Source organism: Xenorhabdus bovienii SS-2004 (assembly GCF_000027225.1).
Classification (GTDB): Bacteria; Pseudomonadota; Gammaproteobacteria; order Enterobacterales; family Enterobacteriaceae; genus Xenorhabdus; species Xenorhabdus bovienii_C.
Window position 1 is genome coordinate 989,768 of sequence record NC_013892.1, and the last position, 14,805, is coordinate 1,004,572.

Consider the following 14,805-nt stretch of genomic DNA (forward strand, 5'->3'; position numbering starts at 1 on the left):
TTAATAATCCTTAATTTCCTTAATAACACGACCAAGCACAGTTAAATCTGATAAATCACAATCGAAAGGGATGCCAGCTCCAGTTACTCTAACTCTTTTGATAGGGATTCTAGTTAGTTCTCTTATGCTTATTTTTCCTTCAATGTCGACAAGCCATTTACCGTCAAACACATCAGCGAATTTGCGGTCAATAACGTAGTAATCTTTATCTTCTTGGATTGATACAGGGTCAGAAGGTAAAAGAGCACCGTTCGTAAGCATTACTTTATCAAACATGATATGACCTGATTGTTTTAAATTGCCATCAACCAGTCGATGATTAGGTAGTTTCAATATATCAACTTTTTCATGATCAAACGGGTGACCTGTTCCAAAAGCTAGCCACTCAAGATTAGCCCCTGTCTCATGCATACAGCGGATAACCATATCCGCAGGAAAGATAGAACGTTTATAGCGCCCTGATAGGCTACTTGCAGCCATATTAAAATGCTCAGCTAGCATAATTTTTGAAGAAAATCCGTATGCTTCAATTATACGATCCAATACCTCAGCATTGTTTTCGCATGACACAAAGTCATATGTACCCATTATCCCGCCTATCTGAATTTGTTTTGGACAAAAAAATATAGAAATTCCGTTGACACTTCGCCTAAGACGAATTATCTTTCGTATCAAGATTTGCGTCTTAAACGAATGTTACCGAATAACACCGAATATTAACTTAACAGGAGATTTTGCCTTATGCGTCCCATCATTTCAATCAATGTCACTGAACCCTATCTCCCTCTTGAGGAGTTTTGCCGCCGTACTGCGATGCCTAAGAACACTGTTCGCGACATGGTCAATGACGGCCGCTTACCTGTCCGTGAAAAATCAGTTGATAAAAAACGTGGCAAAGTTCTTATCAATATGATGGCGCTAACAGTTGAAGCATTAAATGCGAGTAACGTTGCTGCTATTTCATTTAACACGCAATATGAGTAAAGCATTTCGCTTTTGGAGAAAAAAAGCAATGTTTGATTATCGGGTTTCCAAACAATCGTACTTTGATAATGCGTGTCGTGCGTTCTCCAATGCCCACTCAGGCGATTTAGTTCAGATCGCGGAATCTATCGGCATGACTCCGCAAATTCTGCGCAATAAGCTGAACCCTGAGCAGCCTCACATGCTGACTTGTGTTGACTTAATGAAGTTAACTGATGCAACAGAAGACGCTTCCATTTTGGACGGTCTGCTGGAGCAATTACAGTGTCAGCCATCAGTGCCGGTTAATGAAGTTTGTGATGCCAACATGCCAAGTTACCTGTTAGGAGCTACGGCAGAAGTGGGCAAGCTGGCAAGTGAAGCTGTTTCGGGTGAGCATCTTAATCAGACGCGTGTTGCGGAGTTTAAGAAGACGGTTAATAACGCAGTAAGGTTATTGACGTTGGCGGGTGTCACTATGTCATCAAGATTATATTCTAACCCTGCGTTTAATACGACGGTTGATGTTGTGGCAGGGATGGGAGCAACGTTAGTCTGAGGTTAGTATGAACGCATTAAAGCAACAGCAATACCAATATAAATTGACTGGTGAGTCATTCAAAGCCAATAAAGGAGATGGATTTATCTTCCCAATCGTTTTGTGTGCTTTCGCTTATTTTATTTTGTTTCTTATTCGGTGAGGTTTAAATGAACACGGAGTACCAATTTGAATCAACTGAACAGCGAGCTTTTCCAATGTCCTTTGAAATGCGCGCTAATGGTTTAAATCAACTCGCTCAAATCAGAGCGCAGCATTTAAAATCTGGTAATGAGCAGTTGGCTACCTTTATTGATGAAATGCGTGATAAACGCAATGAACACTATGCTGATAACATCCGAATGTTAGGCGCTATGTTCTATCTTGCCCATATACCTAAAGAGCGGCATAAATTGAAATTAAATCAATTTACCAGTGAAGAAAGAATTAATTTAATTAAGGCAGTGAATTTAATTAAGGCAGCGAGTGCAGTATTGCCAGAAGGTTTATCACTACCCAACTAAATAATAATAAATACCGATTTAATTTTAATGGCGTCAACACGTCAGGGATTCTTTTTATCTAAAAATAGGAAATTAACAAATGGAAAATAAAAATTTAATAATTGGCTATGACCCTGCTCAAGGGCGCGATGTTTCTGTCTGTGTAAGCATTGAACAATTAATTAAAGATGTACGTATGGAAGAGCGCAAACATTGTGCTGATTTATATTCGGCTCGTTTAGTTAAATTGTCTGCCCGCGTTTTGAAAAACAAGATGGTTCATTCTGACAGTGCCGCACTTCTGCAAAGTGAATCGGAGAACATCGACCGCCAAGCTCAAGAGTGGAACTATGTTTGATGTTATAGGATGTACTTATTAGTAATTTTTGAACTTAAAAATAAATATTATCGGAGTGTATAGAATGGATCTATTTGAAATTTCTACTGATGAACGTTCGTTTACTCGGCTTTTAAATCATGGCAATGAGTATATTTCAGTGCTTGATGATACCCTTAATTTTACTGTTGGTACTGTGTTAATTATAAGAGAAGAAATTTTGAAAGGTTATGAGCCTCCTAAATTCACGGGAAGAAAACTAACAGCCAAAATTGTTAGTGTTATTCGTTCGTTTGGATGTGTACAAAATATGTATCCATCACCTCCTTTTGTCTATGTCTACGAATTAAATGTTTTGCCAATGTCATTTTTCTACCAAACGGAGTATAGCGATGACAAATAAATCTATCTCTGAGTTGGAAAAGAAAAGAACGCATAGCCTAATCATCAGTGGAGTTCATTTTAATTTCATGGCTGTAGTTGACGGCGATAGAAAAACAGCGTTTGTCAAAGACGATAGAGATTATAAAAGCGGTGATTTTCTGGCATTGAATGAAATTGATAATGACGGGAATTTCACGGGCAGTTTAATGGCAGCAAGAATAACAGATGTGGCGGCAATTGATAAAAACCTGTATCCGCAGATAGCGGGGGAATTTGTTTTTCTTTCGTTTGAATTGGTTTCCGTTAATTACCTATAGCATGAATATTGCAGTCAAGGAAGAACACAACAGCGACGCATTACTTTCAATGTGTCGCCAACAGTTTCAGCCAGAGATGCCACAAATAGCAACTCTGGCTGAACGCGTTATGTGGGAAGTGAACCCCGCAGATTACACATGGTGTCACCAATACTTTGGACACCTGCCGGATTCGTTGGCGGTTTACTTCGTCAATCGTTATGCCAACATCTTCAAACAGTCAGGTCGCGACGGTCGTCGCCGTGCTAATAAATTTTTGCGCCAGTTCAGCAAGAATGTATTACCACGGTTCAATCTGGTCAGTGAACAATACCAGTTTCAAAGTTTGGCCGTAGGTGCTGAACCTTTCCCTTTCATTGAACAACTTGACCGTCTTCCAACATTAGGACGTAAAGAGATCAGGTTACTGGCGCACGGTGTAGCGCGGTATATGACCGACAGTTACGAACACTTTGTTAATCATTCAGCAACCCCAGACAATGAGCAGGAAGCCCGCCAAAGGTTAATTTATATCTATACCCAGTTGGCAAAATTAACTCAGCAAATTGGGACAGCCGCACCCTATTCACAACAGTTTACAAAAGGCCGGGTTTCACCCACCGAAGATCAGCTATGCGCCAGTTTGCTGCGCATGATGTCGGATCAATGGTGGTATGCCCGCTTAAAGCGTCTGCGTGATATTCGCGCTGAACATATGGCAATGGCAGTCGGTCAGGTACAAAAGGCCGCTTCATCCTATGTTTCACGCCAGACCTTACACGAATGGACAGAGCAGAAGCGCCGGAACTGGGAATACCTGCAAGAGTTTGAATTAGAAAATGAAGAAGGTGAGCGGGTTTCACTAAGCGATAAGGTCTTGGGCAGCATTGCAAATCCGGCCGTCCGCCGTTGTGAATTGATGATCCGTATGCGTGGATTTGAGGACTTAGCCAATGAAATGGGCTGTGTCGGTGATTTCTATACCATCACTGCACCTTCTAAATATCATTCGGCACACAGTGGCGGCGGTTTTGTTAAGAACTGGAACGGGGCAAGCCCACGGGATACACAAAAATATTTGTGTGGTGTCTGGGCAAAAATCCGGGCGGCGTATTCCCGTGCGGGGATTAGCGTCTTCGGTTTCCGTGTTGTTGAGCCACATCATGACGGCACACCGCACTGGCATCTGTTGTTATTTATGCAGCCTGAGCATGTCGAAGACATGCGGGAAATTGTGCGGCAATATGCGACTCAGGAAGATGCCCATGAGTTAAACAGTGAAGCCGCCCGCAATGCCCGCTTTTTGGTGAAGCCGATAGATCCAGAAAAGGGCAGTGCAACAGGCTACATTGCCAAATATATCTCAAAGAACATTGATGGCTACGCGCTGGATGGTGAAGTGGACAACGAAACAGGGGGAAATCTCAAGGATATGTCTCGTTCTGTTTCTGCTTGGGCGAGCCGCTGGCGCATTCGTCAGTTCCAGCAGATTGGTGGTGCTCCGGTTTCTGTCTGGCGTGAACTGCGCCGTTTAAGGGGTGACAAACAGATTTTGCCTGATGAGGATATGGATAACGTCCGCTTTGCGGCGGATGTGGGCAACTGGTCAGCATATACCGAGTTTCAGGGCGGGGCATTGGTTTCACGGAAAAATTTAACCGTGCGCCTGTCTTATGAAGTCACCGAACAGGGCAGCATCTACGGTGAGGATGTACAACGCATTTCAGGTATTTACTCGCCCCGTTTGGGTGAGTCCTCATCTTTTATTACCCGTACTGTGAAATGGAAGATTGTACCTAAATCCAGCGCTGCACCTGCGGGTGATGGTTTTGGGGTTTCTTCTAATTCTGGCGGCTCTGCCGCCTCTTGGAGTTCTGTCAATAACTGTACGGAGGCACGAAGTACGGTCAGCAACGGTAGTGATCTTTGTTTAGATGAGTTTCATCAGAATTGGTCTCAGATGAGCGAGAAAGAAAAGATCCAGAGGGTTTATGAATCAGCCAAATTGAATGATATAGAGATGAGTGATGGTCTGGCGCTGGGATTACTGAGGGGCAATAGCATGACGGTAGAGGGTCAATATTATCGGTTATCGATGTTTGGTCATTTATGTCCCGCCAAACCGCCGCATACTGAAAGGGCAAAAATAATACTGAAAAGGTTAAATGAAACGGGACGTGTCAAGATTAATATTAATGCAATTATCCGTGATCCTAAAGGGTATTATCTTAATGCTTTGGAGTAAAGGTCTGAAAATATTGATTAAGTCACATAATAAACTATTTCTAAACTAAATTACTTTCTTTATTAATTGTATTATTTTATGCTGTTTATGCATACAGTGTAATGAATGGTAGGAATATGATGTCTGATTCTTTGAATAAATTTGTTCTTTTAGAACGTATTGAATTAATTTCTAAAATTGGCGGTGGGGATAGCTTTAACGATAAAGATAGGCAAGTGGCGTTATATTGGGTTGGGGAACTGGCGGAGCAAGTTAAACAAATGATAATAGAAAAGCCACTAAAGAGTGGCTCAACGGAATTATGCGGCGCTAGTCTGCAATAAATCTAACGCCATTTGGCGCTGTTGCGGATTGAGGTTATTAATCACAGTCTGCAACAGAATATTGCCCGTTTTGGCACTGGGGCTTATGGTGTGGGAAAACGTCAGATTCATGACGAAAGTATGGCCGCATTCCACATCAAAACACGAACAGTACACATCGGCAATTTCACGATGCATCCGGTTGGTTTTGCGAATGATAGCTTTAGCGCCACACTCAGGACAGATTATTTTTAATACGCGCATGTTCCTCATTCCCAATGTATCGATTTTCCTCGATTTTACCATTTTTTTGCTCATTCTGCATCCGAACTTACGTTATCTTGTTGAAAACGTAGGTGTAATATTTCGGGGAGTTCACGGCTGTTGATGGCACTCATGAACATATTTTGAACGGGGATCACTTCATCCTTGCGGTAGGCATCACGGGCTTTTTCCGGATCACCCAGACCGCCGACATTGGTCGGAATAATACCCGCCAGTCCTGCCGGGAATCGGTGCGCGGTCAGCACGTCTTGCGAACTGATGCTTTTCACATTGGCAAATTCATCATTGGCAGAGATATCCCCGACCGGAATAAATTTAATGCCGTCAGGGTCGCCATTGGGAATGCTCACAAACAGGGTTTCAAAGTTGCCAATCCCCTTACTTTGTGCCAGCTTGCGTTCTATCTCTTCTTCGGCTTCATCTGAGATATTCGGGTCATTAATGTAAATCATGCCGCCCGTATGCCCGCCATTGTGATAATAGCGGCGGCGGAAGATAGTGGCTTCCGAGTTGAGCAAGGCGGCATGAATACCGCCGATATAATCCGGCAGGCCGTAAACTTGCTGCTGGGGATCATATTGCTTGATGAAAATGACCTCTTCCGGTGAATAGACCAACGGCTCACCCTCCTGCAATACCACAAAATCCCCGTCTTTGCGGCGGCGCAGGTAGAGCGAGGGTAACACGTCCAGTCTGACCAGATCGCCCCAGAAATTACGGACTTTCAGGATGGCCACATCACCGAAAATCAGGAAATTGATCATGGCCGCCTTAAATTGCTCATGTGTCAGCCCGCCGCCGAGGTAATCCGAGGAAATCATATTGTGGCGGGAATAGATAATGCCGCCGTGCGTTCCGTTCATGTTGGTCAGTTGTGCCAGTGCTAAACGGTCAATCGGCAGGGTGTAATGATCATAGTCGTTGTCATACCAGATTTTTTGGTAATCCGTCATGGTCGTGAGTATCGGCTCCGGTTTACCCAGCGTGATCAGGCTCATTTTCCGTTGACGGTGATTTGTCTGTGCTTTGGCGGTCTTCCTTAACGTTTTCTTACTCATCATGCTGCCTTTGCAAATTTATATTTAGAGGTGCGTTTCTTCTCGTAATTTAACGGCTCATTCATCAGGGCATGGGAGACTGCCCAGAACACGTCGGCGTGTCCGGTTTCCTGCGAACGGTCAGCGACAAAGGTCATTGCGCCGCCTTTGGCCGTGGTGGTGTGCCGGATAGACAGAAACGAGGCCAGGAGTTCTTTTTGTTCCTGATCCCATTCCAGCCGTTCTTCACTGACCACATCGATCATCTTCATGACCAACTGGTTTTTGCTCTGCTGGCTGTAGTGAATGGCCTGCGTTTGCCGTGGGGCGAAATCCTGAACCATCTCATAAACCCCGTGACCAATCCCCGTGGTATCAATGCCGATATGGGTAAAGCGATAACGTTTGAACAGTTCTTCAATCAGTTTTGCCTGATGCTTCCAGTTCATGCCCTGCCAGTAGAACGTCGCCAGTACCCGAAAGGCTTCGTTTGCCATCATCGGTGGGGCGACAATCACAAAAGTGGACGTATCACCGGAGCGGGCAGGATCGAAGCCGCCCCAGACTTCACGTTCACCAAACGGGCGTGAAGCGTTGGGGGCGTGATCTTCCCACAGGTTGATATCGACACCGCATTTATCAACCTGACTGTAGGTGAAGACAGAGGCACCGCTGTCAACAAACACGCACATAAACAGCATGTTAAATGAGTCCGGGTTATACTTGTTGCGCAGTCGGTCGATGCTGGCGAGGTTAAAGCCGCCCTTAATAGCATCTTCCAAGGTAATGACATAGCGCCACTGACCATCGGGACAATCGCGCCCGCCGTCCCGCAGTTCATCAAAGGCAGGGAAAGCCACGTTCTTACGCTTGGGATCATTGCCGCGCCATTCGTCACCTGTCCAAAGAGAGTAGGCGGGATGGGTTTTCGCGCTGGGCGTTGAAAAATAAGTCGTGCGCCAATGATCATGGGTGGCCATTGCCGAAGCCACTTCGTTGAACCGCTTAAAATCCGGTATCCAGAAGTATTCATCGCAATATAAGTGCCCGCTGTAAGATTGGGCGGTGTTCTTGTTGGTCGAAAGAAAGCGTAGTTCTGCGCCATTGCTCAGGCGAATGTGTTCACCGGATAAGGTGATCCCGAAAAGTTGTTCAGCAAAGTTAACGATATAGGAGCGGAAAACTTGCGCCTGTGGTTTGGAAGCCGACAAGAACACTTGGGGCTTCCCTGTTAAGACTGCATCTTCAAAGGCTTCAAACGCAAAGTACCAAGTTGCCCCGATTTGGCGCGATTTTAAGATATTGCGTACTTGCTGGTGCTTGTTGTCACGCAAATGTTTCTGGTATCCAAACAAATTACTATCAATAAAGGTCTGGAAATCTTCCGCCGTCAGTGCCGAAATATCATTTTTGCGATAGCGTTTCTTTTTCTTCGGCTCACCGTCACCCGATGGCGCATAATCACTATCGTTGTCTGATTGCGCCCGCGCTTTAATGTCGGCCAGCTTTTCCTTGTGCTTATTTTCCTGCGCCATCAATTTCACATGATGGATAATCAGGCGGTCGAGTTCGTCCAGCTCCAGCGCGGTTTTATTATTACGTTCACTCAGTAACGCCGCGCGGCGGTTAATCGCTTCAATCACACTTTCATGGCTGAGCATATCCGCCCAATTCCACTTTTCTGCCCAGTAGTAAACGATCCGCCGATTGGGCAGATTTAACTCTTCGGCAATTTCAGCCGGAGTCGAGCGGCGCAGGTAAAGCGACTTTGCCACTTTGATTAACTCATCCGAGTATTTAGCCATATCCTTAAGCATCCTTGTCCTTTCATGCCCTCATTATGCAGGGCTAATTTTCTCCTTACGTCCGGCCAACTTCGGTTGAATTCGGTTATGTGTCATATCCGAATTCAACCACATTGAACCCCTCGCCGCCGCCGATTGAATCCGCAATACTGTGTTGGAAGCAAACGAAAGGAATGCGATATGTCTCAGTTAATGACGAACTGGATATGTATTGCCATGGAAGGCGACACCGTCGATGGCCGGGTGATGGAGCCGCAATGGATTCTGGATGCGGCAGAACTTTATGACCCTCAATTGTATACCGCCCTGATTTGGCCGGAGCATGAACGCTGGACAGGAACGATGGGCGAAGTGCTCGCGGTTAAGGCCGAACGCGGGGAGGACGGGGCTTTGCGTCTTTATGCGCAATTGCGACCCAATCACCGTTTGTTGGACGCCAACCGGGACGGTCAACTGTTGTTTACCTCGGTAGAATTTACGATAGACGGTAACTGGCGCGGGACAGGCAAATCATATCTGGAAGGGCTGGCTGTCACCAGTTCGCCAGCCAGTGTAGGCACGACACGCTTACAGTTTAGTAAAAAGAAAAAATCTCATCGGTCAGGCACGTATTCGCCGCTGGTGATTGACGAAGTCAGGGAATTTAAACAAAAGGGAACAAAAATGGCTAAAAGCACTAAAAAGACATGGCGTAGTCGCTTCGGTATTGAAGAGCCGGAAGAAACCTCAGCCGAAAACACGGGTGACGATGCGTTGCAGGCTATCGCTGAAGCATTGGCAGAAATGGATAAGCGAATGGCTGCCGTCGAAAGCAAGCTGAAATCCACTGAGCAGGAAGTGGAAGAAGTACAGGGCGATATCGAAACCGTCAAAGAGGTGGTTGATACTGAAGAGTTTGCCCGATTGCGTGACAGTCTGCCGGATATTCTGAAAAAGTTTGGCAAACTGGATGGGATTGCGACCCACTTGCCGTCTAAAAATCCAAAAGGCAACAAGAACAAGAGTTTTAATTATCTGTGATCCCCTAATGGGAAAAGGCAAAGGGAAGAGCTATGCAATTAAATCAACGGGCACACGCATTTTTGCAGAATTACTCTGTGGGATTGGCAAAAGCCTATGGGGTTACGGATACCTCACGTTACTTCGCGCTGAGTGACCCGAAAGAAACCGCCTTGCGCGCCGCCCTGCTGGAATCCGTCGAATTCCTCAACATGATCACTTGTGCGGATGTGGATCATCTGTCCGGTCAGGTGGTGTCTGTGGGCAATCCGGGACTCTTTACGGGACGCAAGAAAGATGGCCGCTTTATGCGTGCGACGGGCATTGATGGCAATGAATATAAATTGGTGGAAACCGATTCCGGCGCAGCGCTGAAATGGGACTTGCTGTCCATCTGGGCGAACTCCGGCAGTGAAGAAGAATTCTTCCTGCGTATGCAGGCCTTTACCAATGAGTCATTTGCACTGGATATGCTGCGCGTGGGCTTTAACGGCCAGCGTATCGCCGAGACAACCAACCCGGACGAGAACCCGAATGGGGAAGATGTCAACAAAGGCTGGCATCAGATTGCCAAGGAATGGAACGGCGGCAAACAGGTGATTACCACGCCTGTCACACTGGATCAACATGGTGACCATAAGTCATTGGATTCGATGGCTTCCGACCTGATTAACACCTGTATTCCGCAGCAATTTATTCATGATCCGCGTTTGGTGGTGCTGGTCGGGGCGGATTTGGTGGCAGCGGAGCAGTACCGGCTTTACCAGTCAGCCGACAGGCCAACGGAAAAAATTGCCGCGCAGATGTTGGGCAGCTCTATTGCTGGCCGTCCGGCGATGGTGCCGCCGTTTATGCCGGGCAAACGTATGGTCGTCACCATGTTGCCTAACCTGCAAATTCTGACGCAGCGCAATACCCGTCAGCGCAAGGCGGAATTTGTGGACGACCGCAAGCAGTTCGAAAACAAGTACCTGCGTAATGAGGGCTATGCGCTGGAAACGCCGGAGTTGTACGCGGCCTATGATGAGAGCGCCGTGACGATTGGCAAAGTGGCCGAACCTGCTGAAAAAACGGGTACAGACTAATGTTGTCACCTGCTCAACGACACCGGGCAGCGGTTGAACTTCGCCAGAAACTGGCACGGCAACAAGCCGTCGCCATTGCCGATGGCGCGAGTATGCATCTGCAAGCCCGTGCCCTTGAGCAGGACGTGAAGCGGTTGCGTCAGTTGGCGTTGACCGCAGAACGGGTCGAGATGAAAAAGCGGGAATTGCTGCCCAATTATCAGCCTACAGCAGAGCGCTATTTAGCTGAGGGCGAGGTGTACCGCAACCCGATTTTTGCCCATTGCATCATCTGGTTATTTGATATCGGGGATTTTGATAAGGGACTGGACTGGGCGGATATCGCCATTGAGCAAGGACAGCTCACCCCGGACTATTTTAAAAGTGGCTTTCCGGCGTTTGTGGCCGATACAGTTTTACTCTGGTCACAGGCGGAAGCCGAAGCGGGAAACCCCGTGGAACCCTATTTTTCAAGGACATTTCAGAATGTCACTGAAAAATGGAAGGTACACGAGAAAATCAAGGCTAAGTACTACAAATTTGCCGCCCTGAACCTGCTGAAAGGGGATAACCCCGACATTAAGGTGAGTTCGGTTGACAGTCTGGGCGTGCTGGAGCAGGCCGATAGTTGGCTGGCGAAAGCCCACAAGTGCAACCAGAAATCCGGGGTAAAAACTTATCGGCAACGGATTGCCGCCCGCTTGCGGGCACTGACAACCGAACCATAACGACTACCGCAAGCCGGAGCGGGCGCGGTGGAGGCATAACAGCAATGTTAATGGCCGTGGAAACCGGACAGCCCGCTTTTTATTCAGGGAGAAAGGCACGATGTTTAATGGCAACACCGTCGATTATCGGGATGCACCGCTGACCAATGACGGCTTTTGGCCGGACTTGAACCTGAAAGAGTTTCAGGTCAATCGCAAGCTGCCCGCTGATTTGGACAATGACATGCTCGCTAATGCGTTGCTGGCAACGGTGGCTGAGATCAATCTGGACTTGCAGCGCCTGAAATCGCGCTTGCAGGCCAAAGGCTACCCATGTGCGGCTGATGTGCTGGGCATTTCCATCAATGGCAATAACGCACTGGTCAGCCAGTATAAAAAAGCGGTCTATGCGCGGGCAAAGGCCGATTTACTGGGGGAGTACACGACACTGGTCAGCCGTGCCCCCAATCCGGGACAGGAAAGCCCCGAAGCGCGCAACAGATTGCTGGCTGAAGCCTCGGTCGTACTGCGCAACATGAAAGGCTTAAAACGCGCAACGGTACGACTGATATGAGCAAATTACAGCAGTTAACCGCCTTTCTGCGGGAAAACCTGCCGGAACGCCTTTGCGAGACGGAATTTACCAGCGAAATGGATGAAATTCGCTTTATTCCGGCACAACGGGATTTAGGTCTGGGGCAATACCAGATGTTTGTCCAGCAATATGAGGTGGTGATTGCGTGGGGGCGTTTTCCTTATCGGGAGTGTGATCCGCGCAATATCCCCCTGCTGATAGATATCTGGCTGACTGAGCAAGGTGAAAGTTTGGGTGATGCCAATGTCGAGCAGGAACGGCCATCATTAACGGTTGAAGTGGATGGCGACACGGCGGTTGTGGTGGTGTCGCTGTCACTGGCCGAGCCAGTGGTGATCCGGGAAGACCCGAAAGGCATGATCCCGTTTGATGGCAAGCGCTGGTCACTGGCTGAACCCGAAGTGTGGTTCGCTGAACAAGGCGCGGTGCACAGTGTTGACGAGACAGGTGCCCAGATTGGGCAAGTACGGTCATGATCAACGGTCAGTTGAACCGCAACCAGCTTAAGGCACTGCAAGATGAATTGAGCCGCCTTGAGTTACCGCCGAAAAAGCGGCAGCGTCTGTTATGGCGCATTGCAAAATATGGTGTGATTCAGGCGGCAAAACGTAATGTACGTAATCAGCAATCGCCCGATGGCAGTAGCTGGCCTGTCCGCAAAAGTCCGTGGCGCAAGAAGATGCTCAGGAACATGCCGAAGCTCTTGCATATTCGGGAAATGCCGGAAAATAACGCCGTGCGCATTTACCTGCAAGGCGGGCATTACCGGAATGGGAGTCAGCCAGTGCCAGCGGGTGTCGTCGGGTATGCACAGCAGCACGGGATGCGTTTTCAGGTCAGTCGGCGGCAGGTGCAAAAGAACGTTGACCGTGAACGTATGGCAACGATCAAACAGGCAAAAAAGCTGCGTGAGTTAGGCTATCAGGTCAGGAAGGGAAAGCGCTGGCGAAAGCCGCCAATAAAGGAAATCACCGCCAATATGAAGTTTATTCAGGCCGGATCATTGATCCGAGAACTGAGCGGTAAAGTGGCGAAAAGCGCATGGACGGTGGATGTTCCATCCCGTGAGTTTTTAGGCATGAATGATGAGGAATTCAGTCAGGCGTTGGCTCGCCAGTTACAAAGCATTGGATACGGCGCGCCTTAACGCATCAATAAAGGACATAAATAATGTGGCCACATGTTCAGGTTAATCAGGTTAACCAACTGCAAGGCGAAACCAAGGTGATTGAACGGGTATTGCTGTTCGTGGGGGCGGGAAAAACCCATGTGGGCAAAACTCTTGCCGTGAATACCCAGACGGATTTTGATGCCGTGTTGGGAACGGCGCAAACCGCCCTCAAACGTCAGGTACTGGCGGCGATGGCTAACGCAGGCCAAAACTGGTCTGGGTATGTTCATGTGTTGCCCGAATCGGCGGATGAACTGGCGTTCGTGGAGGCCGTCATTGCGGCGCAAACTATCGCGAGCGTTGAAGGTTATGTACTGACTGTCGGTGCCACCAAAGCCATTATCAAGGCGGCGCAGACGCTGCGGGCAAACACGATTGCCCAGTTTGGCCGCTGGCAGTGGGCGATTTTGGCGGTTGATGGCACACAATCTAAGGAGCCGTGGGCAGATTACGTCACTCGCTTGGCGGAGTTACAAAAGGGTGAAGCCGTGCCTTCGGTGCAACTGGTGCCGTGTCTGTGGGGGCATGAGGCTGGCGTACTGGCCGGGCGTTTGTGCAATCGTGCCGTGACGGTGGCAGACAGCCCCGCCCGTGTCCAGACCGGGGCATTGATGGATTTGGGCGCAACGGATTTCCCGAAGGATGGTGCAGGGCAAACGCTTGATTTAGCGACCTTGCAGGCACTGGAAAAACTGCGTTTCAGTGTGCCGATGTGGTATCCCGATTATGACGGCCTGTACTGGTCAGACGGCCGCACCTTGGACGTGGAAGGCGGCGACTACCAGAGCATCGAAAATTTGCGGATTGTCGATAAAGTCGCCCGGCGTGTGCGTTTGCAGGCCATCGCCAAAATTGCCGATCGCAGCCTGAACAGTACACCGGGCAGTATTGCCACGCATCAGGCGTATTTCGCCCGCACCTTGCGTGAGATGTCGCGCAGTACCGAGATTAACGGCGTGACCTTTCCGGGCGAAGTGAAATCGCCGCTCGACGGCGATGTCGCTATTACATGGCGCAATAAAAACACGGTGGAAATTTATATCACTGTCCGTACTTACGAATGTCCGAAAGGGATCTCGGTCAGTTTGTTGCTGGATAGCAGTCTGGAGAAAACCGCATGAGTAAAAGGATTTCAGGCCAGTCGGTCGATTTCAATATGGACGGGGATCTTGTCCATGCTGAAAAGGTCAATCTGTCCATTACGGATAATACCGCCGCCGCCCAGACGCAGGGCGTACCGGATGGGTATATCTCCGGTGATGTGGCGGCAGAAGGGGAGATTGAACTCAGTACCAAGTATCTGGATATCGTGACGGCCAAAGCCCGTTCAGCGGGTTCGTGGCGGGGGATTTCGCCCGTCGATTTGATGTGGTATGCCAAGGCAGGCAACGAAGAAATGAAGGTCGAAGCCTACGGCTGCAAGCTGATCGTCAGCGACATTCTGGATGTTGATCCGAAAGGCGGTAGCGTCATGACCCATAAAGTGAAATTTGTGGTGACCAGCCCCGACTTTGTACGCATCAATGGTATTCCCTATCTGGAAGCAGAACTGACACAAAGCCTGATTGGGTAAG

20 protein-coding genes are annotated in these 14,805 nt (G+C 48.2%); 16 read left to right on the forward strand and 4 right to left on the reverse strand.

The features are described 5' to 3' along the window. Positions 1-588, reverse strand: a complete 588-nt coding sequence (locus XBJ1_RS04230; protein ID WP_012987545.1) for a phage repressor protein CI — start codon at positions 586-588, stop codon at positions 1-3. Positions 589-741: 153 nt separating this feature from the next. Between XBJ1_RS04230 and XBJ1_RS04235 the strand changes: the two genes are divergently transcribed. The 8 genes from XBJ1_RS04235 to XBJ1_RS04270 all read left to right on the forward strand — a co-directional run bounded on the left by XBJ1_RS04235 (position 742) and on the right by XBJ1_RS04270 (position 5,589). Beyond that, on the forward strand, positions 742-984 hold the full coding sequence (locus tag XBJ1_RS04235; RefSeq protein ID WP_012987546.1) for a hypothetical protein: 243 nt from the start codon (positions 742-744) through the stop codon (positions 982-984). Between the two features lie 28 nt (positions 985-1,012). Continuing rightward, a complete protein-coding gene (locus XBJ1_RS04240; protein WP_012987547.1) occupies positions 1,013-1,522 on the forward strand; it encodes a phage regulatory CII family protein in 510 nt (169 codons plus the stop codon). Positions 1,523-1,719: 197 nt separating this feature from the next. Then, complete coding sequence (locus XBJ1_RS04245; protein ID WP_230578686.1) at positions 1,720-2,025, forward strand: DUF5347 family protein; 306 nt, start codon at positions 1,720-1,722, stop codon at positions 2,023-2,025. Between the two features lie 79 nt (positions 2,026-2,104). Next, positions 2,105-2,362 (forward strand): DUF2732 family protein, encoded by a 258-nt coding sequence (locus tag XBJ1_RS04250; protein ID WP_012987550.1) that lies wholly within the window; start codon positions 2,105-2,107, stop codon positions 2,360-2,362. Positions 2,363-2,426: 64 nt separating this feature from the next. Beyond that, positions 2,427-2,744, forward strand: a complete 318-nt coding sequence (locus XBJ1_RS21265; RefSeq protein ID WP_012987551.1) for a hypothetical protein — start codon at positions 2,427-2,429, stop codon at positions 2,742-2,744. After that, entirely contained in the window at positions 2,734-3,042 is a 309-nt protein-coding gene (locus XBJ1_RS04260; protein ID WP_012987552.1) for a DUF3850 domain-containing protein, read from the forward strand. The genes XBJ1_RS21265 and XBJ1_RS04260 overlap by 11 nt, the downstream gene beginning before the upstream one ends. Position 3,043: 1 nt before the next feature. After that, a complete protein-coding gene (locus XBJ1_RS04265) occupies positions 3,044-5,266 on the forward strand; it encodes a replication endonuclease (protein ID WP_012987553.1) in 2,223 nt (740 codons plus the stop codon). A gap of 116 nt (positions 5,267-5,382) precedes the next feature. Then, positions 5,383-5,589 carry a hypothetical protein gene (locus XBJ1_RS04270; protein ID WP_143827626.1) on the forward strand — a complete coding sequence of 69 codons (207 nt, stop codon included), beginning with the start codon at positions 5,383-5,385 and terminating at the stop codon, positions 5,587-5,589. Here XBJ1_RS04270 and XBJ1_RS04275 read toward each other — a convergent pair. Genes XBJ1_RS04275 through XBJ1_RS04285 form a run of 3 tightly spaced genes read right to left on the reverse strand, consistent with a single transcriptional unit; the run spans position 5,566 to position 8,707 of the window. Next, the gene (locus tag XBJ1_RS04275; protein WP_071822439.1) at positions 5,566-5,886 is read right to left on the reverse strand and encodes an ogr/Delta-like zinc finger family protein; all 321 of its coding nucleotides are present in this window, start codon (positions 5,884-5,886) and stop codon (positions 5,566-5,568) included. The genes XBJ1_RS04270 and XBJ1_RS04275 overlap by 24 nt on opposite strands. Beyond that, positions 5,883-6,911, reverse strand: a complete 1,029-nt coding sequence (locus XBJ1_RS04280; RefSeq protein ID WP_012987556.1) for a phage portal protein — start codon at positions 6,909-6,911, stop codon at positions 5,883-5,885. The genes XBJ1_RS04275 and XBJ1_RS04280 overlap by 4 nt, the downstream gene beginning before the upstream one ends. Then, entirely contained in the window at positions 6,911-8,707 is a 1,797-nt protein-coding gene (locus XBJ1_RS04285) for a terminase large subunit domain-containing protein (RefSeq protein WP_419184844.1), read from the reverse strand. Before XBJ1_RS04285 ends, XBJ1_RS04280 begins: the two co-directional genes overlap by 1 nt. Positions 8,708-8,875: 168 nt before the next feature. Here XBJ1_RS04285 and XBJ1_RS04290 point away from each other — a divergent pair, with 168 nt between their 5' ends. The 8 genes from XBJ1_RS04290 (at position 8,876) to XBJ1_RS04325 (ending at position 14,804) form a co-directional block, all read left to right on the forward strand. Then, entirely contained in the window at positions 8,876-9,715 is an 840-nt protein-coding gene (locus XBJ1_RS04290; protein WP_012987558.1) for a GPO family capsid scaffolding protein, read from the forward strand. A 32-nt stretch (positions 9,716-9,747) separates the two neighbouring features. Beyond that, positions 9,748-10,779 carry a phage major capsid protein, P2 family gene (locus XBJ1_RS04295; RefSeq protein WP_012987559.1) on the forward strand — a complete coding sequence of 344 codons (1,032 nt, stop codon included), beginning with the start codon at positions 9,748-9,750 and terminating at the stop codon, positions 10,777-10,779. Beyond that, entirely contained in the window at positions 10,779-11,486 is a 708-nt protein-coding gene (gene gpM / locus XBJ1_RS04300; protein WP_012987560.1) for a phage terminase small subunit, read from the forward strand. Before XBJ1_RS04295 ends, gpM begins: the two co-directional genes overlap by 1 nt. Positions 11,487-11,586: 100 nt before the next feature. Then, the gene (locus XBJ1_RS04305) at positions 11,587-12,039 is read left to right on the forward strand and encodes a head completion/stabilization protein (RefSeq protein WP_012987561.1); all 453 of its coding nucleotides are present in this window, start codon (positions 11,587-11,589) and stop codon (positions 12,037-12,039) included. Further along, positions 12,036-12,536 (forward strand): phage tail protein, encoded by a 501-nt coding sequence (locus tag XBJ1_RS04310; protein ID WP_012987562.1) that lies wholly within the window; start codon positions 12,036-12,038, stop codon positions 12,534-12,536. Before XBJ1_RS04305 ends, XBJ1_RS04310 begins: the two co-directional genes overlap by 4 nt. Then, a complete protein-coding gene (locus XBJ1_RS04315) occupies positions 12,533-13,207 on the forward strand; it encodes a phage virion morphogenesis protein (RefSeq protein WP_012987563.1) in 675 nt (224 codons plus the stop codon). The genes XBJ1_RS04310 and XBJ1_RS04315 overlap by 4 nt, the downstream gene beginning before the upstream one ends. Positions 13,208-13,227: 20 nt before the next feature. Then, positions 13,228-14,352 carry a DUF2586 domain-containing protein gene (locus XBJ1_RS04320; protein WP_173346407.1) on the forward strand — a complete coding sequence of 375 codons (1,125 nt, stop codon included), beginning with the start codon at positions 13,228-13,230 and terminating at the stop codon, positions 14,350-14,352. Beyond that, the gene (locus tag XBJ1_RS04325; RefSeq protein ID WP_010847102.1) at positions 14,349-14,804 is read left to right on the forward strand and encodes a DUF2597 family protein; all 456 of its coding nucleotides are present in this window, start codon (positions 14,349-14,351) and stop codon (positions 14,802-14,804) included. The genes XBJ1_RS04320 and XBJ1_RS04325 overlap by 4 nt, the downstream gene beginning before the upstream one ends. The last annotated feature ends 1 nt before the right edge of the window (position 14,805 follow it).

Excerpts from the sequence above, each read along its gene's own strand:
- XBJ1_RS04305 (WP_012987561.1), top strand. The coding sequence starts at position 11,587 with ATGTTTAATGGCAACACCGTCGATTATCGGGATGCACCGCTGACCAAT.
- XBJ1_RS21265 (WP_012987551.1), top strand. The coding sequence starts at position 2,427 with ATGGATCTATTTGAAATTTCTACTGATGAACGTTCGTTTACTCGGCTT.
- XBJ1_RS04265 (WP_012987553.1), top strand. The coding sequence starts at position 3,044 with ATGAATATTGCAGTCAAGGAAGAACACAACAGCGACGCATTACTTTCA.
- XBJ1_RS04285 (WP_419184844.1), bottom strand. The coding sequence starts at position 8,707 with ATGCTTAAGGATATGGCTAAATACTCGGATGAGTTAATCAAAGTGGCA.
- XBJ1_RS04270 (WP_143827626.1), top strand. The coding sequence starts at position 5,383 with ATGATGTCTGATTCTTTGAATAAATTTGTTCTTTTAGAACGTATTGAA.
- XBJ1_RS04290 (WP_012987558.1), top strand. The coding sequence starts at position 8,876 with ATGTCTCAGTTAATGACGAACTGGATATGTATTGCCATGGAAGGCGAC.
- gpM (WP_012987560.1), top strand. The coding sequence starts at position 10,779 with ATGTTGTCACCTGCTCAACGACACCGGGCAGCGGTTGAACTTCGCCAG.
- XBJ1_RS04280 (WP_012987556.1), bottom strand. The coding sequence starts at position 6,911 with ATGAGTAAGAAAACGTTAAGGAAGACCGCCAAAGCACAGACAAATCAC.
- XBJ1_RS04295 (WP_012987559.1), top strand. The coding sequence starts at position 9,748 with ATGCAATTAAATCAACGGGCACACGCATTTTTGCAGAATTACTCTGTG.
- XBJ1_RS04230 (WP_012987545.1), bottom strand. The coding sequence starts at position 588 with ATGGGTACATATGACTTTGTGTCATGCGAAAACAATGCTGAGGTATTG.
- XBJ1_RS04240 (WP_012987547.1), top strand. The coding sequence starts at position 1,013 with ATGTTTGATTATCGGGTTTCCAAACAATCGTACTTTGATAATGCGTGT.
- XBJ1_RS04245 (WP_230578686.1), top strand. The coding sequence starts at position 1,720 with ATGTCCTTTGAAATGCGCGCTAATGGTTTAAATCAACTCGCTCAAATC.
- XBJ1_RS04235 (WP_012987546.1), top strand. The coding sequence starts at position 742 with ATGCGTCCCATCATTTCAATCAATGTCACTGAACCCTATCTCCCTCTT.
- XBJ1_RS04260 (WP_012987552.1), top strand. The coding sequence starts at position 2,734 with ATGACAAATAAATCTATCTCTGAGTTGGAAAAGAAAAGAACGCATAGC.
- XBJ1_RS04310 (WP_012987562.1), top strand. The coding sequence starts at position 12,036 with ATGAGCAAATTACAGCAGTTAACCGCCTTTCTGCGGGAAAACCTGCCG.
- XBJ1_RS04325 (WP_010847102.1), top strand. The coding sequence starts at position 14,349 with ATGAGTAAAAGGATTTCAGGCCAGTCGGTCGATTTCAATATGGACGGG.
- XBJ1_RS04275 (WP_071822439.1), bottom strand. The coding sequence starts at position 5,886 with ATGAGCAAAAAAATGGTAAAATCGAGGAAAATCGATACATTGGGAATG.
- XBJ1_RS04315 (WP_012987563.1), top strand. The coding sequence starts at position 12,533 with ATGATCAACGGTCAGTTGAACCGCAACCAGCTTAAGGCACTGCAAGAT.
- XBJ1_RS04250 (WP_012987550.1), top strand. The coding sequence starts at position 2,105 with ATGGAAAATAAAAATTTAATAATTGGCTATGACCCTGCTCAAGGGCGC.